Source organism: Agrobacterium sp. ES01, assembly GCF_050320885.1.
Taxonomy (GTDB): Bacteria; Pseudomonadota; Alphaproteobacteria; order Rhizobiales; family Rhizobiaceae; genus Allorhizobium.
In genome coordinates this window covers 728,152-753,175 of the sequence record NZ_JBNQTH010000003.1, presented here as the reverse complement: position 1 = coordinate 753,175, position 25,024 = coordinate 728,152, and the positions used below count along the sequence as shown (strand labels likewise).

General features: G+C 58.2%; 25 protein-coding genes. 15 read left to right on the top strand and 10 right to left on the bottom strand.

The window, feature by feature from the left end; genetic code table 11:
- Positions 1-247 precede the first annotated feature (247 nt).
- Positions 248-1,132, top strand: coding sequence for a DMT family transporter (locus ACQQ2Q_RS12825; protein ID WP_428187450.1), 885 nt, complete (start codon positions 248-250; stop codon positions 1,130-1,132).
- A 50-nt stretch (positions 1,133-1,182) separates the two neighbouring features.
- Here ACQQ2Q_RS12825 and ACQQ2Q_RS12820 read toward each other — a convergent pair whose 3' ends face one another.
- The 5 genes from ACQQ2Q_RS12820 to ACQQ2Q_RS12800 all read right to left on the bottom strand — a co-directional run bounded on the left by ACQQ2Q_RS12820 (position 1,183) and on the right by ACQQ2Q_RS12800 (position 6,240).
- On the bottom strand, positions 1,183-2,586 hold the full coding sequence (locus ACQQ2Q_RS12820; RefSeq protein ID WP_428187449.1) for a DEAD/DEAH box helicase: 1,404 nt from the start codon (positions 2,584-2,586) through the stop codon (positions 1,183-1,185).
- Positions 2,587-2,913: 327 nt separating this feature from the next.
- Positions 2,914-3,825, bottom strand: a complete 912-nt coding sequence (locus tag ACQQ2Q_RS12815; protein ID WP_428187448.1) for a purple acid phosphatase family protein — start codon at positions 3,823-3,825, stop codon at positions 2,914-2,916.
- Between the two features lie 29 nt (positions 3,826-3,854).
- Entirely contained in the window at positions 3,855-5,225 is a 1,371-nt protein-coding gene (locus tag ACQQ2Q_RS12810) for a sensor histidine kinase (protein ID WP_428187447.1), read from the bottom strand.
- The gene (locus ACQQ2Q_RS12805; RefSeq protein WP_428187446.1) at positions 5,222-5,887 is read right to left on the bottom strand and encodes a response regulator transcription factor; all 666 of its coding nucleotides are present in this window, start codon (positions 5,885-5,887) and stop codon (positions 5,222-5,224) included. Before ACQQ2Q_RS12805 ends, ACQQ2Q_RS12810 begins: the two co-directional genes overlap by 4 nt.
- The gene (locus ACQQ2Q_RS12800) at positions 5,887-6,240 is read right to left on the bottom strand and encodes a PepSY domain-containing protein (protein ID WP_428187445.1); all 354 of its coding nucleotides are present in this window, start codon (positions 6,238-6,240) and stop codon (positions 5,887-5,889) included. Before ACQQ2Q_RS12800 ends, ACQQ2Q_RS12805 begins: the two co-directional genes overlap by 1 nt.
- Before the next feature lie 133 nt (positions 6,241-6,373).
- Between ACQQ2Q_RS12800 and ACQQ2Q_RS12795 the strand changes: the two genes are divergently transcribed.
- Positions 6,374-6,640: a PepSY domain-containing protein gene (locus ACQQ2Q_RS12795; protein WP_428187444.1), complete on the top strand. Its 267-nt coding sequence runs from the start codon at positions 6,374-6,376 to the stop codon at positions 6,638-6,640.
- Complete coding sequence (locus ACQQ2Q_RS12790; protein WP_428187443.1) at positions 6,640-7,212, top strand: cytochrome b/b6 domain-containing protein; 573 nt, start codon at positions 6,640-6,642, stop codon at positions 7,210-7,212. The genes ACQQ2Q_RS12795 and ACQQ2Q_RS12790 overlap by 1 nt, the downstream gene beginning before the upstream one ends.
- 112 nt (positions 7,213-7,324) lie before the next feature.
- Here ACQQ2Q_RS12790 and ACQQ2Q_RS12785 read toward each other — a convergent pair whose 3' ends face one another.
- Complete coding sequence (locus ACQQ2Q_RS12785; protein WP_428187442.1) at positions 7,325-7,624, bottom strand: hypothetical protein; 300 nt, start codon at positions 7,622-7,624, stop codon at positions 7,325-7,327.
- A gap of 84 nt (positions 7,625-7,708) precedes the next feature.
- Between ACQQ2Q_RS12785 and ACQQ2Q_RS12780 the strand changes: the two genes are divergently transcribed.
- Positions 7,709-8,389, top strand: coding sequence for a helix-turn-helix transcriptional regulator (locus ACQQ2Q_RS12780; protein ID WP_428187441.1), 681 nt, complete (start codon positions 7,709-7,711; stop codon positions 8,387-8,389).
- Here the strand turns inward: ACQQ2Q_RS12780 and ACQQ2Q_RS12775 are convergent, their stop codons facing one another.
- Complete coding sequence (locus ACQQ2Q_RS12775) at positions 8,390-9,976, bottom strand: trimethylamine methyltransferase family protein (protein ID WP_428187440.1); 1,587 nt, start codon at positions 9,974-9,976, stop codon at positions 8,390-8,392.
- 263 nt (positions 9,977-10,239) lie between these two features.
- On the opposite strand from ACQQ2Q_RS12775, the gene ACQQ2Q_RS12770 reads away from it, so the two are divergent.
- On the top strand, positions 10,240-14,274 hold the full coding sequence (locus ACQQ2Q_RS12770; protein WP_428187439.1) for a response regulator: 4,035 nt from the start codon (positions 10,240-10,242) through the stop codon (positions 14,272-14,274).
- Between the two features lie 12 nt (positions 14,275-14,286).
- Here the strand turns inward: ACQQ2Q_RS12770 and mnmD are convergent, their stop codons facing one another.
- On the bottom strand, positions 14,287-15,012 hold the full coding sequence (gene mnmD, locus ACQQ2Q_RS12765; protein WP_428187438.1) for a tRNA (5-methylaminomethyl-2-thiouridine)(34)-methyltransferase MnmD: 726 nt from the start codon (positions 15,010-15,012) through the stop codon (positions 14,287-14,289).
- On the opposite strand from mnmD, the gene ACQQ2Q_RS12760 reads away from it, so the two are divergent.
- The 5 genes from ACQQ2Q_RS12760 (at position 15,011) to alc (ending at position 19,560) form a co-directional block, all read left to right on the top strand.
- On the top strand, positions 15,011-16,186 hold the full coding sequence (locus tag ACQQ2Q_RS12760) for an NAD(P)/FAD-dependent oxidoreductase (RefSeq protein ID WP_428187437.1): 1,176 nt from the start codon (positions 15,011-15,013) through the stop codon (positions 16,184-16,186). The genes mnmD and ACQQ2Q_RS12760 overlap by 2 nt on opposite strands.
- Positions 16,187-16,292: 106 nt before the next feature.
- The gene (locus ACQQ2Q_RS12755; protein WP_428187436.1) at positions 16,293-17,000 is read left to right on the top strand and encodes a DUF1045 domain-containing protein; all 708 of its coding nucleotides are present in this window, start codon (positions 16,293-16,295) and stop codon (positions 16,998-17,000) included.
- A 116-nt stretch (positions 17,001-17,116) separates the two neighbouring features.
- Positions 17,117-18,037 carry an allantoinase PuuE gene (puuE, locus tag ACQQ2Q_RS12750; protein ID WP_428187435.1) on the top strand — a complete coding sequence of 307 codons (921 nt, stop codon included), beginning with the start codon at positions 17,117-17,119 and terminating at the stop codon, positions 18,035-18,037.
- 4 nt (positions 18,038-18,041) lie between these two features.
- Complete coding sequence (gene uraD, locus ACQQ2Q_RS12745; RefSeq protein ID WP_428187434.1) at positions 18,042-18,536, top strand: 2-oxo-4-hydroxy-4-carboxy-5-ureidoimidazoline decarboxylase; 495 nt, start codon at positions 18,042-18,044, stop codon at positions 18,534-18,536.
- A 1-nt stretch (position 18,537) separates the two neighbouring features.
- Positions 18,538-19,560, top strand: a complete 1,023-nt coding sequence (alc, locus tag ACQQ2Q_RS12740; protein WP_428187433.1) for an allantoicase — start codon at positions 18,538-18,540, stop codon at positions 19,558-19,560.
- 24 nt (positions 19,561-19,584) lie between these two features.
- On the opposite strand, the gene ACQQ2Q_RS12735 is transcribed toward alc, so the two are convergent.
- Positions 19,585-19,767, bottom strand: a complete 183-nt coding sequence (locus ACQQ2Q_RS12735; protein ID WP_428187432.1) for a DUF2735 domain-containing protein — start codon at positions 19,765-19,767, stop codon at positions 19,585-19,587.
- A 400-nt stretch (positions 19,768-20,167) separates the two neighbouring features.
- Between ACQQ2Q_RS12735 and ACQQ2Q_RS12730 the strand changes: the two genes are divergently transcribed.
- The 5 genes from ACQQ2Q_RS12730 (at position 20,168) to ACQQ2Q_RS12710 (ending at position 23,785) form a co-directional block, all read left to right on the top strand.
- Positions 20,168-21,202, top strand: a complete 1,035-nt coding sequence (locus tag ACQQ2Q_RS12730; RefSeq protein WP_428187431.1) for a glutamine synthetase beta-grasp domain-containing protein — start codon at positions 20,168-20,170, stop codon at positions 21,200-21,202.
- A 233-nt stretch (positions 21,203-21,435) separates the two neighbouring features.
- Positions 21,436-21,936 (top strand): ureidoglycolate lyase, encoded by a 501-nt coding sequence (locus ACQQ2Q_RS12725; RefSeq protein WP_428187430.1) that lies wholly within the window; start codon positions 21,436-21,438, stop codon positions 21,934-21,936.
- Positions 21,933-22,289 carry a hydroxyisourate hydrolase gene (gene uraH, locus ACQQ2Q_RS12720; protein WP_428187429.1) on the top strand — a complete coding sequence of 119 codons (357 nt, stop codon included), beginning with the start codon at positions 21,933-21,935 and terminating at the stop codon, positions 22,287-22,289. The genes ACQQ2Q_RS12725 and uraH overlap by 4 nt, the downstream gene beginning before the upstream one ends.
- 2 nt (positions 22,290-22,291) lie before the next feature.
- Complete coding sequence (locus ACQQ2Q_RS12715) at positions 22,292-23,032, top strand: metallophosphoesterase family protein (protein ID WP_428187428.1); 741 nt, start codon at positions 22,292-22,294, stop codon at positions 23,030-23,032.
- A gap of 12 nt (positions 23,033-23,044) precedes the next feature.
- Entirely contained in the window at positions 23,045-23,785 is a 741-nt protein-coding gene (locus tag ACQQ2Q_RS12710) for a metallophosphoesterase family protein (RefSeq protein ID WP_428187427.1), read from the top strand.
- Positions 23,786-23,787: 2 nt separating this feature from the next.
- On the opposite strand, the gene ACQQ2Q_RS12705 is transcribed toward ACQQ2Q_RS12710, so the two are convergent.
- On the bottom strand, positions 23,788-24,939 hold the full coding sequence (locus tag ACQQ2Q_RS12705) for an alpha-hydroxy acid oxidase (RefSeq protein WP_428187426.1): 1,152 nt from the start codon (positions 24,937-24,939) through the stop codon (positions 23,788-23,790).
- Positions 24,940-25,024: the final 85 nt, after the last annotated feature.

Sequence of the window (25,024 nt, the reverse complement as noted above, 5' to 3'; positions counted from 1 at the left end):
CTTCTATTGTTCGTGGCCCCAGCGGTCTTTGCCGCAATCAATTCAGGTTTGCCCTGACTTTGATCCATAAATTATGGTGATGCCCATAATTTAGTCATTCAGCATCAAAGTCCAGTGCAATCGACCCTTCACCGAAATTGGATGCAGACATCAGCAAAACTGCTTTGACCTTTTGCTCCCCAATAACTAACGCAACAAGAGCGGGATAGTTTCCCTCTCGCGACAGCATTTTCATTCTGGATATTTAATGACCCTGGATCGCCTGGCGCCCGCCATCTTCGTTTTTCTGTGGTCTACCGGATGGGTGGCTGCAAAATATGCGGGGTTTTACGCCGACCCTCTCACCTTTCTGACAATCCGTTTTGCGGTTGCGGCCGTAATCTTCTACGGGCTCTGTCGCGTTGCCGGTGTCGCATGGCCGCGCGGGCGGATGTCCATTGTCCATGTCATCCTGTCCGGCGCGTTTCTGCACGGACTTTATCTGGGGATGGTATGGTGGGCGATCGGGCAGGGTGTGCCCGCTGCGATATCGGGGATTATTGCCGGACTGCAGCCCTTGATGACGGCGGTGGCAGCGCCGTTGATCGTTGGCGAGCGACTGGCGATCTGGCAAAAGGTCGGGCTTGGCCTGGGTTTTTTAGGCATCGGGATTGCCGTTCTGCCCAACCTCTTCGCGCTGGGAGACAACGCCATTCCAGCATTTGCGGTGATGATCAATGTCATCGGCATGGGGTTCGTCACGCTCGGAACGCTCTATCAGAAGCGCTTTGTGCGCGACGGAGACCTTCGCTCCGTCGCCACATTGCAATATGTGGGGGCGGTGGCTGTGACCTTGCCGGCGGCCATGTTGCTGGAGGATTTGCACGTCGACTGGCAGATCGGTTTCTTTGTGACCATGATCTGGTCCGTGGTCGGTATCTCCATGGGTGCAATCTTGCTGCTGCTCTATCTGATCCGGCGCGGGGCCGTGTCGAAGGCCGCATCGCTGATCTATCTTGTGCCGCCGCTTGCTGCGCTTGAGGCCGCCATCGTGTTTGGCGAAAGACTGACTGTGCCAATGATCATTGGCACGGTTCTGGCTGTGGTCGGGGTGTATCTGACCAATCGGCGCGGGGCTGAGCGCCAAGCATAAAAAAACGGCACCGCGAGGGTGCCGTTTTCGTTGTTACTTCAATTTGTTGCTCAGGCTTCCTGACGCTGGCGACGCTGGCCGCCGCCCTGGTTGGCGGAGCGCTGCGGGCGACCGCCGGGCTTGCCGAAGCCACCCTTGTTGCCGCCTGGCTTGCGGCCGTCGCTGCGGGCCGGACGACCGTCGCCGGCAGCCTTGGCGCCCTGGCCTTCGCCTGGACGCTTTGCACGATGGCTCTTCGGTGCACCAGCACCCTTGCCAGCATGGTTGCGATTGGCGCCACCGCCGGCGCGACGCTGAGGACGGACCGGGCGGTTCAAGGTCGCATGCGGTTCGCCGCTTGCAACTGCGATCTCGATGCCCATCAGACGTTCGATATCGCGCAGCAGGCCACCTTCGTCAGGGGCGCAGAATGCAACTGCGATGCCTTCACGACCGGCGCGGGCCGTACGACCGATACGGTGGATATAGGCGTCCGGCACTTCCGGCAGGTCGTAGTTGAAGACGTGGCTCACGGCCGGGATGTCGATGCCGCGGGCCGCGACGTCTGTTGCGATCAGTGTCTTGATGTTGCCGTCGCGGAAGCCCTTGAGCGCGCGTTCACGCTGACCCTGGCTCTTGTTGCCGTGAATGGAGGCAACCGAGAAGCCGACGATTTCCAGATGCTTCATCAGCTTCTCGGCACCATGCTTGGTGCGCAGGAAAACGATGGTGCGGCCATCTGGATTTGCCGTCAGGATCTGCTTGAGCAGTTCTGTCTTGTGGTTCTGGCCGTTTACGAAGTGGACATACTGTTCCACCTTGTCTGCTGCCTTGCCGGGAGGGCTGACTTCGACCTTGACCGGGTTGGTCAGGAAGTTGGCGGCGAGATCGGCAATTGTCTTCGGCATGGTGGCCGAGAACAGCAGGGTCTGACGCTTCGGCGGCACAAGCTTGGAAATCTTGCGCAGATCATGGATGAAGCCGAGGTCGAGCATCTGGTCAGCTTCGTCGAGAACGAGATGCGTGACGTGACGCAGGCTGACGGCATTGCGGTCAAGCAGGTCAAGAAGACGACCGGGCGTGGCGACCAGAATGTCGGTGCCGCGTTCCAGCATCATCTGCTGCTTGCCGATCGAGGCGCCGCCGACGACCTGTACGATCTTCAAAGGCGTCTTGCGCAGGAAGTCGCGCAGGTTGTCGCCGATCTGGTTCACCAGTTCGCGGGTCGGTGCGAGGATGAGCACGCGGGTTGAACGGCCCTGCGGGCGTTCGCCGTTGTTGAGAAGCATTTCGATGATCGGCAGGCCAAAGGCTGCCGTTTTGCCGGTGCCGGTCTGGGCGAGACCGATGAGGTCGCGGCCTTCGAGAACCTGCGGGATGGCCTGGGCCTGGATCGGCGTCGGGGTAGTGAAGCCGAGCTGTTCAACCGTCTTTACGATTTTGTGGGACAGGCCGAGGGTTTCAAAAGTGGTCAATTCAATTGCCTTTCGGGGGCGCCAACAGCAATCGGGCACGATCGCGTCTTGCGATCCTGCCTGCTCTTGGCGTCAAGAACCCCGCGTGAAGTGGGAACTTGTGTGTTGGAAAATGCTTCCCAGCGCTGCGACCGCAAAGTGCGGCCTCTTCATCTGTGCGCTTTTGTCCTTCTTCGCGAAGTCTGTTCGCAAGGCGCGCTCACGCGGCGGCCGGAAGGTGAAAGCTGACCTGCATTTGGGCTCAAAGCGTCTGAAAGTCAAGCAAATGTTTTTGCAGTGCAACCGTCAGCTGTCGCACGAAGTTCGACAGAGGGCTGCAGATCACCGTCAACTGGCGAGTTTTTCACTATAGAGCGGCTTGGCGTCGCGACCGTAGAAAGTCGCATTGCTACCATTCGCTGAGAGTTCCATCAGCAGGAAGCCGGGTTCGGAGCGGGAGAAAAGGCTCTTGGCGTGATGCTTCACAGGTCGCCCCTTGCTGCCGCCGCCGGAGACAAAGTAGGAGACGCCGTTATCGCTGAGCGCTTCCAGGTCGTGATCGTGCCCGCAGAGATAGGCATTGACGCCATACCGGACGAAAAGCGGCTTCAAAATGCGGATGAGCTCTTTATTGTCGCCATGTGCGCCCCCGGAAAAGAGGGGATGGTGGCCGGCCACGATCTTCCAATCGGCCGTGCTGGCCGCAAGTTTCTGTTCCAGCCATTTCAGTTGATCGGCTTTTGCCCAGCCAAACCATTCTGTGATCATGCCGTTCTGGATCAGGACCTCGGTGTCGAGAAAGAAGAAATCTGCCGTCTTCGAGCCCACGCTTTTGCTCATGGTGTAATAGGTGGACGGCATGTTCCAGCGTGGATCGACGCTGCCATATTCCAGTTCCGCATCCACATTGCCCTTATGGTCATGATTGCCGAGCACGGCATACCAGGGGAGTTGCAGTGCCGGTGCCTTGTAGATGGCTTCGAAGGTCGAGGTCCATTTGGGATCTTTGATGTTGGATACGCCAGCTTCGTAAAAATTGTCACCGGTGGAAATAATGAAAGTGACCGCCTGCTGCTCGGCGACTTTGGCCATGGCGTCGGCAACGGCTGTCTGATCCGCCTCGACTGCCTCATCGCCCCAATCGCCAAGAACAAGAAAGGACAGGTTGTCGTCGGCTTTAGTCGCCCATGCGTGACTGGAAAGGCTTGCGAGGGTGAGCGCAGATGCCCCCAGCAGTAAATGGCGTCTTTTCAATTCCATGATAGGGCTACCTGTCTTTTTGATTCAGTTCAGGGCGTGGTCCTGGCCGAAAGGTCTGGCGTGAAATCAAGAGTGAAGCGCAATCCGCCAGACAGCCGGTTCTCGATGCAGATCGACAGATCATAGGCGGTGGCGATGTCGTGGACGATGGAGAGCCCGAGACCTGTTCCAGGTGTGGTGAGGTCCAGTCGCGTGCCGCGTTCCATCAGCCGGCTGATATCGTGCGGATTTGCGCCCGGGCCATCATCTTCAATAACAAGACGGCGGCTCTTCTCGTCGAACTGGATAAGGATGGAGGAGCGTGCCCATTTGACGGCATTGTCGATGACATTGCCGAGCATTTCTTCAAGGTCTTGCTGGTCGAGTGGAACCGGAGTGTTGGTGGCGACCGTCACCTGCCAGTCCAGATATTCTCCGCGCGGGGTGCGTTTGAGCGTTCGGACAATGCGCTCGACACCGAGTGACAGATCGGCGCTCTTGCCCGATAGCGCACCCGTTGCTGCGATCCGGCTTCGGCTCAGTTCGCGATCCACATGCGATCGCATGACCGTCGCGAGATGGGCAAGCTCCTCGCCAATGTCCTTTTCTCCGCGTTCTTTCAACGTCTCGGCGTCGTTGGACAAGACAGTAAGGGGCGTCTTCAGCCCGTGGGCCAGGTCGGCTGCGCGCGAACGGGCGCGCTTGATGGTTTCCGATTGTGCTTCCAGCAGCCGGTTGACGGCTTCGACGACGGCTGAAAGCTCACGCGGGAAGGGGCCGGTCAGCCGTTCTGCCTGTCTCTCGCGAATGCGATTGAGGCCTTCACTCACGGAATACAGCGGCTTGAGGCCGAAGGTCAGCTGCGCGAGCGAAGCGGCGATCAGGAAGGCTGCGATTGCCACCATATAGGGGATGATGTCTTCGGCGAAGTCGTTGCGTGCCTTCGTCAGCACCTTCGCGTCCATCGCCACCGCAACCCGCACCGGCCGTTGTCCATCCGGGGCCGCAAAGAGAAGCATCTGTTCCTGGATGATCACCTGTGAATTGTCGGGACCCTTGAGAGAATAGCGGTCTGTTTCACCGATCTTCTGGTCATCGACGGGGAGGGGAAGAACATAATCCCAGAGCGATTCAGATCGCAGCTGCACGCCCTTGTGATCGTCTTCCACCTGCCAGTACAGGCCGCTATACGGCCGATCGAAGCGGGCGTCTATCGGTCGGACGGGGGGCAAAAGTGTGCCATCGGCAGCAAAGGTCAGTGCGCCGGTAATATTGTTGATATGGTCGGTCAGTTCCTGATGGATTCGCCGTTCGAGACTGTTGGTAAAGAGTGCCACCAGCGCGAAACCAGCAAGTGCCATTGCCGCCAGTACACTGAGGACCGACACGATCAGAAAACGGCCGCGGATAGATTGGATCATTCCTGCGCCCCGCCGATGCGGTAGCCATATCCCCTGCGTGTCGCGATAACATCCTTGCCAAGCTTCTTGCGGAGCCTGCCAATCAGAACTTCGACCGAGTTGCTGTCGCGCTCGAAATCCTGCGCATATAGCTGTTCCGTGAGTTCGATCTGGGAAATATGGCGTTCGTGGTTGAGGGCCAGAATGCTGACGCAACGATATTCGAGCGGCGTCAGGTCGATCTGCTCGTCGCCACGATGAACGGTCTTGTTGCGTGGATCTATGGTGATGCCGGCAAATTCGAGCAGCGGGTTGGCCTGGCCGGAGCTGCGGCGGATGATGGCGCGCAGTCGCGCCAGAAGCTCTGCCATCTGGAAGGGCTTGGCCAGATAATCGTCGGCACCGGCGTCGATGCCTTCGACACGCTCCTGCCAGTTTCCGCGCGCCGTCAGAATGATGACGGGCATTGTGCGTCCGGCTGCACGCCAACGTTTCAAAACAGACAGGCCATCCAGGCCGGGCAGGCCGAGATCGAGAATGGCTGCTGCAAATTCTTCTTCGTCGCCGGAGAACCAGCCGGCCTCACCATCGGTCTCGTGAACCACGTTATAGCCGGCGCGCTCGAGATTGGCGGTCACATCGCGCGCAATTCGCAGATCATCTTCAACGAGGAGAAGGCGCATCAGTCGTTCTCCACCTGCAGGATTAGTCCGCTTTCTCCATCGACTTCAACCTCGACGACGCGACCGTCGCTGCGCAAGATGCGAAACTCGTAATAGCTCTTGTCGTTGCAGCGCTCGATTTCGATATCGACAATTGTCCCATCGACCCGTGACAGAACGGTGCGGCGCAGTTCCGACAGTGACTTGATGCGGCCGCTCGTTACATCATCGAGCACCCGGTCGTGTTCCTGTTCGTGGTGTTCTTCATGCGCGTTGCCGGCATGCGCATGGGCAACGACAAGCATCAGCACAGCCATCAAGGCGGTGCTGCACGCGGCAAATGTGATCACGGGATGCTTGCGGGCATGTCTCATGCCTTCTCAATATCATCACAAGACTGAAGTTTCGCTGACATTTCTCGTCAGTCTTCCCTCAGTCCAGGTCCACTAGGTTGCAATCCATGGCCGGGCAATGATGCCGGGCCGACAACATCCTAAGGACTTTACGATGAAAAAGATCATGTTTGCCTCGCTTTTCGCAACAACGGCCTTTGTCGGGTTTGCCCATGCGGAAAACGACATGTCGTGCGGTGATGTGCCGAAGGAAAAGTGGATGACCGAAGACCAGATGAAGGAAAAGGCGACCGGCATGGGCTTCGATGTCCGTCAGGTGAAGGTCGAAAACGGTTGTTTCGAGGTCTACGGCATCAAGGACGGCAAGAAAATCGAAGCGCTGTTCAATCCCGAAACGGGTGAACAGGTCGGTGAAGACTGATGAGCGCAGCCGAGCATATTCAGCCCGGCTCACCTGCCGGCCGCGAAAGGCGGCCGGACACGGTGCAGGTCTGGGATCCGGTCGTGCGCGTCTTTCATTGGTCTCTGGTCGCGCTGTTTACCTTTTCCTTTTTCACCGGCGACGAGTGGAAGACGGCGCATATCTATTCGGGCTATGCGATCGGCTTTTCGATCGCCGTCCGGGTCGTCTGGGGCCTGTTCGGCTCGCACCATGCCCGTTTCGTCAATTTCCTCTATCATCCGCGAACGGTCGCACGGTTTCTTATTGAAAGCGCCGGAATGCGGGCCAAGCGCTATCTCGGTCATAATCCCGCCGGCGGTGCGATGGTGATCGCGTTGCTGTCGATGATCACCGGTATCGTTGCGACCGGCTATATGATGACGACGGATGCGTGGTGGGGCGTCGGGTGGGTGGAAGTCACGCACAAGACACTGGTCTATACGACGCTCGGACTGATCGCCCTGCATATCGGCGGCGTGTTGTTTGCGAGCCTCGAGCATCGAGAAAATCTCGTTCGCGCCATGATTACCGGACGCAAGCGGCGCGACTGAATTGGCAGCCCCGTCCACGCCTTCATCTGCCGAACGGCGTGGAAGAAGCCCGAACGTGCCCCCGCGTTCGGGCTTCCTTGCGTCCGTGATCCGACGTTCGCTTCAAAGCGTCTCAGATCACATCTGTGGTGTCGAAATGCTGCATCAGCTTTACCGATACGATTGTCTTCATATAGGGGGCAAAGGCCGGATCGGTGCGGACCAAGGCGGCCGCCTTCTCGGCTGAGTCCATATCTTTCCATTCGACGAGGTCGGCGACCGTCTGCCGGTCTCCATGGCCGGTGAGTGCGCGCCACGAGAGGAAACCGGGATAGTTTTGTACGGCTTGCATGGCCGCGCGACGTGCAATCTCGGCCTTTGCGCTATCCGTGATCGTGCAGATTGCGATTTCGAGAACGTTTGTGTCTGTCATTCTTCTTTGTCTCCGTTGCAGATGGCTTGACCTAGCATTGTCCAACTGACAACCTTGTGGCCATAGCCTTCAAGGAGCTCGCCGATGCGTCCTGCAGATCGTCTTTTTCGCATCATTCAGCTCATGCGCAGCTCCGGTCGAGCGATGACGGCGGCCGAGATTGCCGAGAAGATGGAGGTGGCACCTCGCACCATCTATCGCGATATGGAACATCTGATGGCATCGGGCGCTCCGATCGAGGGGGAACGGGGCGTTGGCTACATGCTGCGTGAGGCGTTCGATGCCCCGCCGCTCACCTTTACATTCGAGCAACTGGAGGCGCTGGCCTTCGGATTGCGGGCGGTCGAGATGCTGGGCGATCCAAAGCTTGGGAAATCAGCGCGCGAAGCCCGCGACAAGATGCTGGATATCCTGCCTGAGGATCACCGGCAGCGTCTTGTCGGCGCGCCGATCCATGCCTTTCGCTCTGCCTCGCAACCACCGACGGAAAGTCTGTCGGAGATCCGCCGCGCCATCGGCGAGGCCCGCAAGATCTGGATCGCGTATCATTCGCTGGACGGCGAGCGCAGCCAGCGTGTGATCTTGCCTGTGGCGCTGTGCGCATTTGGTACCATCTGGCTGGTGACGGCATGGTGCGAAATGCGCGATGATTTCCGTGACTTTCGCGTCGACAGGATCGAGGATTGGCAGATGCTGTCAGACCGTTTCACCCTGGAGCCGCATCAGGCCTATGAGGTCTATCTGCAGCGACTGCAAAAGGGCTGATCAGAAGTCGGTCTGTACACCGCCTTCTTCCTTGCGTCTTGCAACGAAAGCGTCGAGCTCTTCCTCGATGGCCGGATCCAGCGGTGGCCGCTCATAGGCGTTCAGTGTTTGCCTGCAGACGCGGCTGGCGTGTTCGAATGTGGTTGGGCGTCCGGCATCGGTCCATGTCTCGAAGTTGCGCCAGTCAGACAGGATCGGGGAATAGAAGGCGCTCTCATAGCGTGCCAGCGTATGCGCTGTTCCGAAGAAGTGGCCGCCTGGGCCGACCTCGCGGATGGCATCCAGTGCCAGGGCATCCGGCGATGTATCGAGCGGTTTGAGGAATTCGGCCACCATCTGCAGCATGTCGACATCCAGAATGAACTTCTCGAAGGATGCGGTAAGCCCGCCTTCCGACCAGCCGGCGGCATGCATGATGAAGTTGCCGCCGCCTTGCGTAAGGGCCCAGAGCGAGAAGGCCGATTCATAGGCTGCCTGGGAATCGACCGTGTTGGAGGCGTTGGTGTTGGAGGTGCGGTAGGGCAGGTTGTAGCGGCGTGCAAGCTGACCACCGGCGATCACGGCCTTCATGTATTCCGGTGTGCCAAAGGCAGGTGCACCGGTCTTCATGTCCACGTTGGATGTGAAGCCGCCGTAAATGACGGGTGCGCCCTTTCGCACCATCTGGGTGAAGGCTATGCCGCACAGAGCCTCGGCATTCTGCTGGACCAAGGCGCCGGCAATCGTCACCGGGGCCATGGCCCCCGCCAGGGTGAACGGAGTCATGATCACGGGCTGGTTGCGGGAGGACATTTCGATGATGCCCTGAAGCATCGGGCCATCCAGTCTGAGAGGAGAGGAGGAATTGATGACGGTAAAGAGCGTCGGCTCCATCTCCATCTGTTCTGCCGTGATGCCTCTGCCGATGCGTGCGATCTCCAGCGCATCGAGATTGCGCTGTTTACCGAGCGAATAGCAATGGAATGGCTTATCGGTCAGTTTGACCAGGTCAGACAAGCAGTCCAGATGGCGGATGGATGCATGGATGTCAGTCGGTTCGACGGGATATCCGCCGGTCATGTGAATGATGTCAAAGGACTGGGCGAGCTTTAACAGCTTGCGGTAGTCCGCCTGATTGCCGGCCCGTCGTCCACCTTCAAGATCGCTGACAAAAGGTGCGGATGCGATCTGGGCAAAGGCCAGATTCCGGCCACCGATGGCGACATTGCGGGCGCTATTGCGGGCATGAAGGGTGAACTGCGACGGTGCCGAGGCAATCAACTGCATGATCAGGTTTCGATCAAAGCGCACGCGGTCGGAGCCTGGATGAACGTCTGCGCCGGCACGCTTCATATAGTCCCGCGCCTCGGGCAGCATGATATCCATGCCGACGTCCTCGAGAACCGTCAACGAGGCCTGGTGGATATTCTCCAGTGCATCGGCAGACAGCAGTTCGCTGTGGGCAGTCGGGTTGACGAGGCTGCTGTAGTGTCGATCCAGCACCGTGCGTTGACGTTCCCCTGATCTGCTCGACGATCGGCGTCGGCGCTCAGGAGCGGGTGCGCTACTATCAGTCTCGGGCAAGGCTGTGGAGATATCATTCGTCATGAAAATACCGTTCCTTTTGATAGACCCTGAATTTGACAGAGTTGAAACAATATTTCTTCCGCCAAATGCGACAATCACCCGGCTCATCTGGAACATTGGACAAGATACAGGGACGGGCGATTCAGTATTTGCGCATGTTGCGAATGGTTAACGAATTGGATCTATCTTGTGCTGAGTCGGGTTGCCGGTAGGCCGAGTATTTTGATGATTTTACACAAAGACCGCGTCCGGCGGCGAAGAAGACTGGTTTTGAGGAGGCGTTTTTGACGCGGCACAGCAGCTTGCTCAAGCTCGCAAGTGAGAGAATTGGCGACCTGCCGCAGCCTGCCTATGTGAAGGACTGCGAGCTTCGCCATGTCGTGGTGAATGCTGCCTATGCCCGCTTCTTCGGCCTTTCGCCGGATGACTTCATTGGCAAGACCAGCTTCGAACTCTTCGGCCGCAGAGAAGACAAGGCGATTGAGGATATCGAGTGCAAGGCGCTCGTTTTCGGCGAAGAGCAAGAAGCCTTGAGTTTCGAGCCGGATGGGCCGGGACGTCGCGGCGTCATGATCGAGCGTTTCGTTGACGAGGATGAGAGCCTCTATCTGTTCGGAGAGTTTCTGGACGGGGAGGCGGATCTGCCGCCTGTGGCCGCTGCACCGGTACAGGCGAATGAGAACCGCCCCGTTGCAGATGGTCTCTTGAAGACGATTGTAGAAGAGCTGCCGTCGCCGACATTCCTGCGCGATGCCGATCATAAGATGTTGATCGTCAACAAGGCCTATTGCGATCTCTTGGGTCTTCGCAAGATTGATCTGCTCGACAAGAGCGAGATTGAAACGATGGGTGAAGATGTCGGACAACATCTTTACGAGCTCAATCAAAGCGTTCTCGACGATGGCACGGCATTTGAAAACGAAGAAATATTCGGCACGCCAACGTCGCCCGTTCATGTGCTTACCAGCCGACGTCGCATTATCGGTGACGATGGCAAGCCTTATCTGCTCGGTTCTTTCACCAATATGTCAGAACTGAAAGCGCGCGAAACGCAGTTGAGTGAAGCTCAGCACGAGGTTGAGATATTGCGGGCGCAAGTCGAAAGCCTGTTGCGCGCCATGCCTGTCGGCATACTACTCCTCGATCATGAATTCCGCATCGAATACGCCAATGAGGCCTTCACCCGGATGTGGGCAGTGCCTGATGCGTCCAAGCTGACGGGGCGTTCATATCTGGATATGATCGTGGGGAGCCATAAGCGTGGTATTTACGATCCCGAAGGCCCCAGCCCCGCTGAGATATTTGCTGATCGCAAGGACAAGCTTAAAAACAAGCTTACCGCTTCCTGGCAATTCGAACGTCCGGATGGGACGTCGCTTTCCGTGCGCGGGAAGCCTCTGGAAACCGGGCAATATCTCCTCAGCTATATCGATGTCTCGGACTTGCGTGCGCATGAGCGAGAATCCGCGTTGTTTCGCGCGGCGATAGAGCAGATGCCGGTGCCGATGTTCGTCCGGGACGATGATCACCGCCTTGTCTTCGTCAATGCCGCCTATGAGACGCTGTTGGGCAAGACCCGCGACACACTTTACGGGACGCGCGAAAGCGATCTTTTTACCGACAAAGCAAAGCGTTTCGAGGACGAGAACAACGAGATCCTGACGACAGGAAAGAGTGTCCAGCGCGAACATGACTTTGAGACTGTCGACAAGCGCAAAATGTCAGCGATCACGCGGATCAACCGGATTACCCTGCCCAGCGGGCAACATTATATCGTCGGTTCGATCTCCGATGTGAGCGCGCTGGTTGCCCAGAAGAAGGAATTGATCCAAGCCCGGTCTGAGGCAGAACGGTTGAACGACTATCTGGAAGGCATCATGCGGACCATGCCGGTTGGCGTGATGATCCTGACAGAGGACCTCAACATCGAGTTCGCCAACGAGAAGGTTTACGAGATCTGGGATCTGTCGGTGGACCGTCCGCTGGAAGGCGTGAGTTTCCGCGACCTTTCCGAGGCGAATTACCACCGGGGCTGGACCTGGGCCCAAGACGAGACATTTGACAAGAATTTCGAGGATCGTGCGAAAGAGTTGAGCCAGCTCGAAGGCACGCTTCAGCGCGAGTTGTCCGGCGTCGACGGAAAGCTCGTGTCGATTACATCCAAGCGCATGCCGGACAACAAGATCCTGCTTGTCTATGCCAATATGACCGACCTGCGCGAGAGAGAAATCGAAATCGACAAGGCGCGCGCCGAGCTCGAACGTCTGGGTTATTTGTGGCAGGACGCCACACAAGTGATGTCTCAGGGACTTGCGATCATCCAGGACGGGGTGATCATCGAAAACAGCATCGCGCTGTCGCGCATGCTCAATGCCCCGGCCTCTCTTCTGGATAAGGGAAATGCCTGGCGTCATTGCTTTGCTTTTTGCGCGCGGCGCGGCGATTTCGGAGCGGAAGCCTTGCCGCTTTTGAGGGAATGGCATGAGAGCATTCGCGCCAACGAAAACTTCTCGCTGACATTTCTGGCTGACGGAACGACCTGGGTACAAGTGGAAGCAATCGTCAGCGGTCGCGGACACTGGATGTTGGTCTTCACCGACATGACAGAAGTGAAGGATCGCGAACTCGAGCTCAAGGCACTTCTGGCACGGGCCGAGATGGCGGACCGGGTGAAATCCGAGTTTCTGGCGAATATGAGCCATGAAATCCGCACACCGATGAATGGTGTGCTGGGCATGGCCGAGCTGTTGTCGAAATCGCAGCTTGAAACGCGACAGAAGACCTTTGTCGACATCATCGTCAAATCGGGCAATGCGCTTCTGACGATCATCAATGACATTCTGGATTTCTCCAAGATCGACGCCGGCCAGTTGAAACTGCGCAAGGCGACATTTGACCCCGTCGAAGCAATCGAGGATGTTGCCACGCTGCTGTCGGCATCGGCCTCCGAGAAGGATCTCGAACTGATCGTTCGCGCTGATCCTGCCATGCGTCACCTTTTGCAGGGCGACGCCGGGCGGTTCCGTCAGATCATCACCAATCTGCTTGGCAATGCCATCAAGTTCACCGAGACGGGGCATGTCCTGATCGAGGTATCCGGAGAGCCGCAGTCGAATGAGCAGATGATGCTGTCCGTGCGTATCGAAGACACCGGAATTGGTATCCCGGAGGTCATGCGGCAGTCGATCTTCGAGAAATTCTCACAGGTAGATACGTCCTCGACGCGCCGCCATGAGGGAACCGGGCTGGGGCTGGCAATCACCGCTGGTCTCGTCGACCTGTTTGGTGGACATATGGAGGTCGAGAGCACGGTGGGAGCCGGATCAACCTTCTCGATCCATATTCCGCTCGCCATCTCGACCGACAGCAAGCCGCAAGAGGGCGTGCCGTTGCTGGTCAAGGATGCCCGTGTCGTCGCGATCGACGACAATCCGATCAACCGGCAGATCCTGTCTGAACAATTGGCCAGCTGGGGGTTCGACGGCGTGGCCGTTGATGGCGGTCGGCAGGCTCTCACCCTTCTCGACGAAGCCGTGCGGCTCGGCCTGCATGTCGATGCCCTGGTGATCGACTATCATATGCCGGAGATGAATGGCGTTGAGCTCGCGCGGCGCATTCGTGCCGATCACCGCTTCGACGAGATTGCCATCATCTTCTTGACCTCCATGGACATGGTTGGTGACGACGATATTCTGGATGAACTCAATATTCAGGCGCACCTGATGAAGCCGGCGCGGGCCAGCATGCTGCGCAAGGCCATTATCGATGTGACGCGGGCGGCACGGCTGAAACGTGGTTTGAACGCTGCTCCATCTGCCGGGAACGGCCCGAACCTTCCCGTGGCAGCCAAGCCGACGCCGCTGCCGGCAAAACCTGAAAACACTGTCCCGCAGGGTGGCAGTGACCTCGATGTGCTGGTGGCAGAAGATAACGAGGTGAACCAGATCGTCTTCACGCAGATCCTTCAGGCGACCCCATTGAGCTTCAAGATTGTGCAGAACGGTGAGGAAGCAGTCGCTGCTTGGGAGCGCGACAATCCGCGCATGATCCTCATGGATGTCTCCATGCCTGTGATGAACGGACACGAGGCAACCCGTACCATTCGCGCCAAGGAAAACCTGATGGGCGCCAGGCAGCATGTGCCGATCGTCGCTGTAACGGCGCATGCGCTCGACAGCGATCGCGACATGTGTCTGGCGGCGGGAATGGACGATTATCTCTCCAAACCGATCAGTCCCGAACTGCTGGAACAGAAGATTGCCGTCTGGCTGAAGGATTTCGCCGACGCGCGCGCATCGTCCAAAGGCGCTCAGGGCTGATCGATGTGACGGTCAGCCCGCCGATCTTACCCCGCACAGCATCTCCCTTTTGCCGGCAAAGCCCTTGCGGCGCTCGAGATTGAAGCCGGCTGCGATCAGGTTGCGACGGACGAAACCGGCGGCGGCATAGGTGGCGAAACTGCCGTTTTCCGCGGTGCGGTCGTGGACGGCCTGCATCAGTTCAGGTGACCACATGTCGGGGTTACGCGAGGGGGCAAAACCATCGAGATACCAGGCATCGAACAGGGCCTGCGCCGATCGGACATTGGGCAAGGCGTTCCCGCACACCACCGTCAGGCGTGTGGCGTCGTCCAGCGTTATATCGATCACGTCTTTCGGAGTATCGGGCCAAAGTGCGGTCAGCGCCTGTCTTTCGGCATCCAGTTCCGGCCAATGCGCGAGGGCGCGGTCAATCGCGTCCCGGCTCATCGGATAGAGTTCGAAGGATGTGAAATGCAGGTGTCCGCCCGGCTTACGTTCCAGCTTCCATTGCCGCCAGGTTTCGCAGGCGTTCAGACCGGTGCCGAAACCGAGCTCGCCGATGCGGAACTTGCCGGCCGAATGCCAGCGCTCCGGCAGGCCGTTGCCGGCCATGAAGACATGACCACATTCAAGCCTGCCATCGGTCTGGCAATAAAAGTGGTCGCCAAAGGCGGTTGAATAAGGCATATCGCCCTCGTGCCAGACGAGGGCATTGTCCTCATTTTTATCCGCTGGATCGAGATTTGTAACTGTCATGCCTGAAGCCGATATTCTGACCGGAGCCGGCGGTCAATCTTCCGTCGATCTTTTGATTGTCGGCGGCGGCATTATGGGGCTTTGGGCTGCACTCAAGGCCGAGCGGCTGGGTATCAACACATTGCTCGTGGATGCCGGTGTTCTGGGGCAGGGTGCAAGCGGTGGCGTTCTGGGCGCGCTGATGGCGCATGCGCCGGAGCGATGGAACCCGAAAAAGCAATTCCAGTTCACCGCATTGATCGCACTTGAAGAGGAAATCGAACGGCTGGAAGCCGAAAGCGGATTGAAGTCAGGCTATCGGCGTTGCGGGCGGATCATTCCGCTGCCCACGGCGCATCATCGCGTAACGGCGGAGCGGCAAGCGCTTGAGGCGAAGGTGAACTGGCAGGCAACAGGTCATGATTTTCGCTGGGAGGTCTTTGATAGTCCGATGATCGGCGGCTGGCCCTCTGCCGATGTGGCGGAACATGGGATCGTGCACGATACGCTTGCCGGCCGGGTGTCGCCACGGCAACTGCTCGCCGTTCTCATCACGCTGCTCAGGCGGGCCAAACATGTGCGTATCGTTGAGAATTCCAGTGTCGCTGCGCTCCAGCCGAATGCCAGCAGTGCACGCCTTTCCGATGGCGATACAGTTGTGTTCGGGCATTGCCTGATTGCGGCTGGGCATCAGTCATTCCCATTGCTGCAAGGGCTTGGCGAACCGACGAAAAAGCCCCTGGGTATGCCGGTCAAGGGGCAGGCGGCCCTGATGAAGGCTGAGGGGTTGGAGGATCGGCCATTGATCTTTCGCGATGGTCTCTACGTCGTTCCGCACGATGATGGGATTGTTGCGATCGGCAGTACCAGTGAAAACAGTTTTTCCTCCGCAGACGATACCGATGCGCAACTGGAGACCTTGATTGCCGAGGCCCGCAGGATTGCTCCGGTTCTGACCGATGCGCCTGTGATCGCGCGCTGGGCCGGCTTGCGGCCCAAGGCGATTGGGCGCGATCCCATGATCGGCCCGCATCCGGCTCACTCCAATATCCTGGCGTTTACCGGCGGCTTCAAGGTGAGCTTCGGGGTGGCGCATCAGCTGGCAGATGCGGTCATGGCCCTGGTCGGCGATCGCGCTATCGATCTGCCTGCATCCTTCCTCTTTTCTGCGCATCTGGAATCGGCTTCGCGCTAAACGCGAGCCATCCCTCTGATTCTTCGTCAAATTGTCATGCAAATCACCTATCTGCATGAGCAATCGGTGATTAACGCCGATGTGACCCGAACGGACGAGGAATGCCATGCGCTACGCCATCTTCTTCACGCCTTCTTATGGCGATCCGTTGACACTGGCAGGCGCAAGCTGGCTGGGTCGCAGCGTCTATTCGGGCGAAGAGGTCGAGCATCCGGACAGTCTGGGTGTCTATCACCACGATATCGCCTTCCAGACAGCCTTGCCGCGCCGCTATGGATTTCATGCTGAACTGAAGGCGCCCTTTGCCTTGCATGCCGATACGAGCGAGCCGGCCTTGCTGCGTGAACTCATGCGGTTTGCCGGCACGGTCGAGCCCTTCGTCATTGAAAGCCTCGAGGTCATGCGGTTCAGCAATCACTTCGGTTTGGGTCTCAGGTTGCCCTGTGCCGAAATCGAGACTCTTGCGGCGACCGTGGTTCAGCATTTCCACGCTTATGCCGCGCCTCTTACGGAAGCTGAGATCGAGCGGCGCAATCCTGATCATCTGACGGCACCGCAATTTGCCAATCTGCATCGCTGGGGAAATCCTCATGTGATGGAGGAATACCGCTTCCAGATGCCGTTGACCGGCCCTGTGCAGGCCACGCATATGGCGCGGATCGACCGGGCGCTCCGGGATTACTTCGAGCCGCTACTGCACCGGCCCGTGCCCTTTACCAATCTGGCGCTGTTTGTCGAGCGCGAGCCGGGTGCGCCTTTTATGGTGCATTCCCTGCATCCGATGGGACGTGTATCGGCGCGCAAGATCGCCTGATTGCACTCAAGCTGTTCCGCATTGCCTAAATGGCGGCGCACTGTTTCCGGTTTTGTATCTCGACATATGGAGTTGTCCTGCTTACCGTTTGCGTCATCACGAGCCAGGATGACCGTATGACAACCAAGACCTATCCCCGCAATCTCGTCGGCTATGGCCGCAATGCGCCCGATCCGAAATGGCCGGACGCGGCGCGGATCGCCGTTCAATTCGTCGTCAATTACGAAGAAGGCGGCGAGAGCAGCATCATGGATGGCGACAGGGCCTCGGAAAGCCTGTTGTCGGAGATCGTCGGCGCGCAGCCTTGGCCCGGCCAGCGCAATCTCAATATGGAATCGATCTACGAATATGGCTCGCGCGCCGGTTTCTGGCGCTTGTGGCGCATGTTTACAGAGCGACAGGTGCCGGTGACCGTTTATGGTGTAACGCTTGCCATGGCGCGCAATCCGGAAGCGGTGGCCGCAATGAAGGAGGCGGATTGGGAAATTGCCTCGCACGGCTATCGCTGGCTGGAATACAAGGACTATTCCGAAGAGGAAGAGAGAAAGCACATTCTTGAAGCCGTACGGCTGCACAAGGAGCTGACCGGATCCCATCCGCTCGGCATGTATCAGGGCAAGCCGTCCGACAACACGCTGAAGCTGGTGATGGAGGAGGGCGGCTTCGTCTATTCCTCCGACAGCTATGCCGATGATCTGCCGTATTGGGTACCGGACGCTGACGGCAAGCCGTTTCTCATCATTCCCTATACTCTGGAAACCAACGACATGCGGTTTGCAACGCCTCAAGGGTTCAATTCCGGTGACCAGTTCTTCACCTATCTCAAGGACGCGTTCGACGTTCTCTATGAGGAGGGCAAGAACGGCGCACCGAAGATGATGAGTGTCGGACTGCATTGCCGGCTCGTCGGTCGTCCCGGTCGGGCGGCAGCCCTTGCCCGTTTCATCGATTATGTGACCAGTCACGAGAAGGTCTGGGTGCCCAAGCGGATCGATATCGCCCGCCACTGGCATGAACACCACAAGCCGGCATGGTGAGCCTATGACCAGAGACGAGTTCATTTCCAGCTATGGCGGGGTTTTTGAGCATTCGCCCTTTATTGCTGAGCGTGCCTGGGATGCCGGCAAGATCGCGCTGCCCCTGACGGCTGCGGCAGTGCATTCCGCGCTTTGTGAGGAATTTCGAAGCGCGACACGTGACGCGCGATTGGGGGTATTGTGTGCGCATCCGGATCTTGCCGGAAAGCTGGCTGTTTCGGGGGACTTGACCGAGGATAGCCGCAACGAGCAGGCCGGTGCCGGGCTCGACCGGCTGACAGAGGCCGAGTTCAGCCGCTTTACGCAACTCAACGAGCGATATACGCGGGACTTCGGCTTTCCCTTTATTATTGCTGTAAAAGGCCTCGACAAAACCGATATTCTAGCCGCTTTTGAAGCGCGCATTGACAATAGCATCGAGGTGGAGTTTGCGACCGCCTGCGGGCAGGTTGAGAAAATCGCCCGACTGCGCCTCGAAGCCCTTCTTCCGGAGACCTGATATGCCCGAAATTTCCACAGTAGACATGCCCGGTTTTGCCGCCGGCGCCATTAATCTCGCCTCGGCGCGGCTGGGGGCCGTCGGGATTGCGTCCAGCGACGAGTTTTTTGCGCCGCTGTCGCGCATGCTGGAAGATCGTCCGGCGGAATTCGATCCGGACCTCTATGACGACAACGGCAAATACATGGATGGCTGGGAAAGCCGGCGCAAGCGCGTGCCCGGGCACGACTGGGCCATTGTCAGGCTCGCCATGCCCGGTCGCATCTTCGGCTTCGATGTGGATACGCGGTTCTTCACGGGCAATTATCCGCCAGCCTGTTCCATCGAGGCTGCCTATATTGCCGATGGTGAGCCGGTTGACGACACGGTCTGGACCGAGCTGGTGAGCAAGCATGATCTGGGTCCGTCAGCGCAGCATTTCTTTGAAAATGTCGGTCAGGACAAGGTGTGGACGCATCTGCGGCTGAATATCTATCCTGATGGCGGTGTGGCACGTCTGCGGGTCTATGGTGCCGCCTATTTCGACTGGTCGAAGATCGGGGATCAGGACGAAATCGATCTCGCCTATATCTTCCATGGGTCCAAATCGCTGGCCTGGTCTGACGCCCATTACGGCCATCCGGACAAGATGCTGTCGACGGGGCGTGGCATCAATATGGGTGACGGTTGGGAAACCAAGCGTCGTCGCGGTCCGGGCCACGACTGGGCGATCATCCGGCTCGGGCATGCCGGGCACATATCCCGTGTGGTCGTAGATACGCATTTCTTCAAGGGGAATTATCCCGATAGCTGTGAATTGCTCGGGGCTTATCTCCCTGACGCTGGCGATGTGCTGAGCCAGGCCGACATTGCTGCTTCGGAACTCTGGATGCCGATATTGGGGCGCCAGAAGCTTGAGATGGACAAGGAACACACCTTCTCTGGCCAGGCACTTGCCGATATCGGCCCTGTCACGCATGTGCGTTTCGCCATGCATCCGGATGGCGGCGTCATGCGTCTGCGGCTGATCGGCACCAAGGCCTGATCAGTCGCCTGGCATGGGACGCGCTTACTGTTTGCGCGTCTCGTCTGCTTCGCGGATGGCGTCCTCGTGATACCAGCTGCCGCAGCCGCTCTCCATCACGTAAAGGCTTGCCATACGCTGTCTTTCACGCATTTCCCGCAGTTTCTGCGGATTTTTTACCGGGAACTCGTAGATCGTGGCCGATTCCCGAACAATGTTCGTTGTCATGCTCCTGCCTCTCGTTCTTCATCGACTCCTCGTTCGATGGTAATTGCCTAACATATTTCGCAATGGGACGCACACAAAAAGTGCAAAATGCCTAAAATATGGGCATGTACGCGGCAAAAAGTGACATGGTCGCAATTTCATCATGTCTGCCTCGCTCAATATTGTGGCAGGCGAAGCTTGCCCAAGCTTGAACGATGCTCTCATTGTAGGCCGCAAATCTTAATGAAAAGGCGGGTTGTCGGGTTCCACTGCCGGCGCGGATGTCGGATTTCACATTTTTTCTAATGTAGAGAGCAAAGTGGCACGCTATGTGCATCTAATGTGACGGCCTCCGGTTTTTACCGGAGATTCGACCCCTCTGGTGCGCCCATGAAAGGCGCCGGACTAAAGAGAGAGCACTATGACCAAATACAAGCTCGAGTATATCTGGCTCGATGGCTACAAGCCGGTACCAAACCTGCGTGGCAAAACGCAGGTCAAGGAGTTCGACACCTTCCCTTCGCTGGAAGAGCTTCCGCTTTGGGGCTTCGACGGTTCGTCGACCGAACAGGCCGAAGGCCGCAGCTCCGATTGCGTTTTGAAGCCCGTGGCGATCTACCCAGATCCGGACCGCAAGAACGGCGCTCTCGTGATGTGCGAAGTGATGATGCCGGACGGCGTTACCCCGCATCCGTCGAACAGCCGCGCGACCATCCTTGACGATGAAAACGCATGGTTCGGTTTTGAGCAGGAATACTTCTTCTACGAAAACGGTCGTCCGCTGGGCTTCCCAGAGCAGGGCTATCCGGCTCCGCAGGGTCCTTACTACACGGGCGTCGGCTACAAGAACGTCGGTTCGGTAGCACGCGAAATCGTTGAAGAGCATCTCGACCAGTGCCTCGAAGCCGGCATCAACCACGAAGGCATCAATGCTGAAGTGGCCAAGGGTCAGTGGGAATTCCAGATTTTCGGCAAGGGCTCCAAGAAGGCCGCCGACCAGATCTGGATGGCACGCTACCTGCTGCTTCGGATCTGCGAAAAGTATGGCATCGACATCGAATGGCACTGCAAGCCGCTCGGCGATACCGACTGGAACGGTTCGGGCATGCACTGCAACTTCTCGACCAAGTTCATGCGCGAAGTGGGCGGCAAGGACTATTTCGAAAAGCTCATGGCCCAGTTCGACAAGAACCTGGAAGACCACATCGCTGTTTACGGTCCGGACAACCATATGCGTCTGACCGGCAAGCACGAAACGGCTCCATGGAACAAGTTCTCCTACGGCGTTGCTGACCGTGGTGCGTCGATCCGCGTTCCGCATTCCTTCGTCAACAACGGCTACAAGGGCTACCTTGAAGATCGCCGTCCGAACTCGCAGGGCGACCCCTATGCCATCGCTTCGCAGGTTCTGAAGACGATTTCTGAAGTGGAAGAATCGGCAGCAGCAGCGGCCTGATTTCAGACCTGACTTCCAGGGGGAATGATCCCAAAAGGGACAGTAAACATAAAAGGCGTCGACTTCGGTCGGCGCCTTTTTCGTTATGGGCGGTTTGTTCGACGTCCGATATGGCTGCTTTACGGAGTGAGGCGGCGCACGGTAGAGTTCCGACGGTCGCAAAGACGAAATGACACAAGAGTATGATTTGCCAATGTCCAGCAGGTTAGGCAGCACGCGCGAGGAAAATGATCATGGCTGACATTCTGGCCATCAAGCCGCTCACTGCGGCAGCTTTTGCGCCGTTCGGCGATGTAATCGAGGCGGTGCCATCGACGATGCGTCTTATCAATGGGGGAACGACCGAGCGTTTTCATGGGCTCGCTTCCGCAGAGGCTTCGGGTGAGGGCGCGGGGGTTGTGATCAATATCTTTCGCGGGCAGCCTCGTGCTTTCCCGTATGCGATTGACATGATGGAGCGGCATCCATTCGGGAGTCAGAGTTTTTCACCCCTTGCAGGGCGCCCCTTTCTTGTGGCCGTCGCAGAAGATGAGCGCGGGCGACCGGGCAAGCCGCGCGTCTTTCTCGCGCGCGACGGACAGGGCGTGAACTATCATCGCAATGTCTGGCATCATCCGCTCATGGCTCTTGGGGATGTGTGCGATTTTCTCGTTGTGGATCGCGACGGTCCGGGCAACAATCTCGAAGAGTTTTTCTACCCCAACCCATTTACCATCCAGGAGCCGCAGATATGACTGGACTGACAACGCATGTTCTCGACACGGCGCTCGGCAAGCCTGCGAAGTGCATGCGCATTCAGCTTGTGCGGATGAAGGGTGAAGAGGCCGAATTGATCCGAACGGTCTTTACCAATGACGATGGACGGGTCGATGGTGGGCCTATCCTGGCTGGCGATGAATTCATCCCCGGACAATATGAGCTGATTTTTCACGCGGGCGACTATCTGAAGGAAAGTGGCGCTGAGCTCACGGATCCGCCATTTCTCGATGTCATTCCGATCCGCTTCGGTATCTCCGACACCGACGCGCATTACCATGTGCCGCTGCTGATCTCACCCTATGGCTATTCCACATATCGCGGCAGCTGACGATGCGATTTGCAGTGATTGCTGACATTCACGGGAACGCGCTGGCGCTTGAGGCTGTGCTTGCCGACATAGCAGCCAGGGGCATCGGCGATATCGTCAATCTGGGCGATTGCTTTTCCGGGCCGCTGGAAGCTGACAAGGTGGCAGAAACGCTGTTGCTTCTCGACCTGCCAACGGTGCGGGGAAATCACGACCGCTACCTGATCGAGCAGGATTCGACCGAGATGGGGGCGTCCGACGCGATTGCCTTTTCTCAGCTTGATGATCGCGCGCTCGAATGGATCCGTGGCCTGCCGGTCGATATGGTCTGGCGCGATGACGTTTATTGCTGTCATGCACAACCAGAAAACGACAACAGTTACTGGCTGGAAACCGTCTCAGACGGTGGAAAATTTCATTTGAAGCCGTTGGCCGAGATCGAGGCGATTGCCAGGGATATTCCGCAGTCGCTGATCCTGTGCGGGCACAGCCACATCGCGCGATCAATGCGCCTTTCCGATGGGCGGCTGATCGTCAATCCGGGTAGCGTCGGCTGTCCTGCTTATGATGACGACCTGCCGATCCCGCACAAGGTGGAGGTCGGCCATCCACGCGCCTGCTATGTGATCTGCGAAAAGATCGAGGGCCACTGGCATATTGCCTTCCAGCAGGTCGAGTACGACCATATGGCCATGTCGGCCCTTGCCGCCGCCAATGGCCGGGCCGAATGGGCAAGTGCACTTGCCTATGGCGATCTACGTTAGGAACATTCTTCAATGCGCATTGCGGCACTCGCCGATATTCATTCCAATCATCTGGCACTCCAAGCCGTGCTGGAGGATATCGCCGCTCTGAACGTCGATATCACCGTGAATCTGGGCGATGTGTTTTCAGGTCCCATCGACGCGGGCAAGACCGCGGCCTTGCTGGCACCGCTCAAGCTTCCCACGGTGCAGGGCAATCATGACCGGGCGCTGGTGGAAGAGGATCCGGAGGCATTGGGCGATTGGGAAAAACCTGCCTATCCGCTGTTGCGTCATGAGGATCTGGAGTGGCTGCGGCTCTTGCCTCTCACGGAAGTGGTCGCCGATGAGGTGCTGCTCTGCCACGGCACACCGGAGAGCGACAGCCGGATGTGGCTCGAGACACTCACGCCCGAAGGCTATTTCCGCATGAGTGACCGTGCTCACATCGAAGAGCAGGCTGTGGGCGTCGATTATCCCCTGATCCTGTGCGGGCATACCCATGTGCAGCGGGCAGTTTCAATTTCAGGTGGGCGCATGGTGGTCAATCCGGGTAGCGTGGGCTGTCACGGTTTTGCCTATCACAAGCCCTGGGAGCACCGGCTGGAGCAGGGCGCACCGGTTGCCTGCTATGCGATCCTGGAAAAGTCTTCGCGCGGCTGGCAGCCGTCGTTTCGGCAGGTTCGCTACGACCATATGGCCGCGGCGAAGCTGGCGAGGGAGCGGGGATTTGAGGGCTGGGCCGAGGTCCTGACCAGCGGTTGGGCGGGCTGAAATCAGGCCGCGAACGGGTTCTCGGCAATGATGCTGCCGTCGATCTGACCGATTTCCCGCTTGCCGCAGAGCGCCATGGTCACATCCATTTCCCTGCGGATGATCTCCAGCGCCTTTGTCACTCCCGGTTTGCCCATGGCGCCCAGGCCATAGAGGAAGGGGCGGCCGATGAAGGTGCCCTTCGCGCCCAAGGCAACGGCCTTCAGCACATCCTGGCCCGAACGGATGCCGCCATCCAGGTGTACTTCAATGCGGTCTCCGACTGCGTCGACGATTCTGGGCAACATCGAGATCGTTGAGAGCGCGCCATCGAGCTGGCGGCCGCCATGGTTCGACACGACAATGGCATCGGCACCGCTTTGTGCCGCCAGGACAGCATCTTCCGCGTCCAGGATGCCCTTGATGATGAGCTTGCCGCCCCAGCGTTCCTTGATCCATTCGACATCTTTCCACGACAGTTGCGGGTCGAACTGCTCGTTGGTCCAGACATTGAGGGATGACAGGTCGGTCACGTTCTTCACATGGCCATGAATATTGCGGAATGTGCGGCGCTCAGTCTGCAGCATGTGCCAGCACCAGCGCGGGCACATGGCCATCTGCATCAAATGCCTGGGCGTCAGCTTCGGCGGTGCGGAAAGACCATTGCGGATATCCTTGTGGCGCTGACCAAGGATCTGCAAGTCAGCGGTCAGCACCAGTGCCGAGCACTTTGCCGCCTTGGCCCGTTCGATCAGGTTGAGGACAAAATCGCGATCGCGCATCACGTAAAGCTGAAACCAGAAAGGCTTGGTGGTGACAGAGGCGACATCCTCGATCGAGCATATGCTCATGGTTGAGAGTGTGAAGGGGATGCCGAATTCTTCCGCAGCCTTCGCCGCCAGCATCTCACCATCGGCAAATTGCATGCCGGTCAGGCCGGTCGGCGCAAGTGCGACGGGCATGGATACATCCTGCCCGATCATGGTGGTGGCCAGCGACCGGTTGGTCATATCCACCAGCACGCGCTGGCGAAGCTTCACCTTGGCAAAATCGGATTCGTTGGCGCGGTAGGTGCTTTCCGTATACGAGCCGCTGTCGGCATAGTCGAAAAAGAGCTTGGGGACGCGGCGCTTGGCCATTTTCTTGAGGTCGGCAATTTCCAGCGGTGCGCCCATTCGACAAACCTTTCCACGTTTTCCCTGACCGGATAGCACGGGCAGGGAGAGTCTGTGAACAGGAATGGCGCGTTATCCGTCGTGT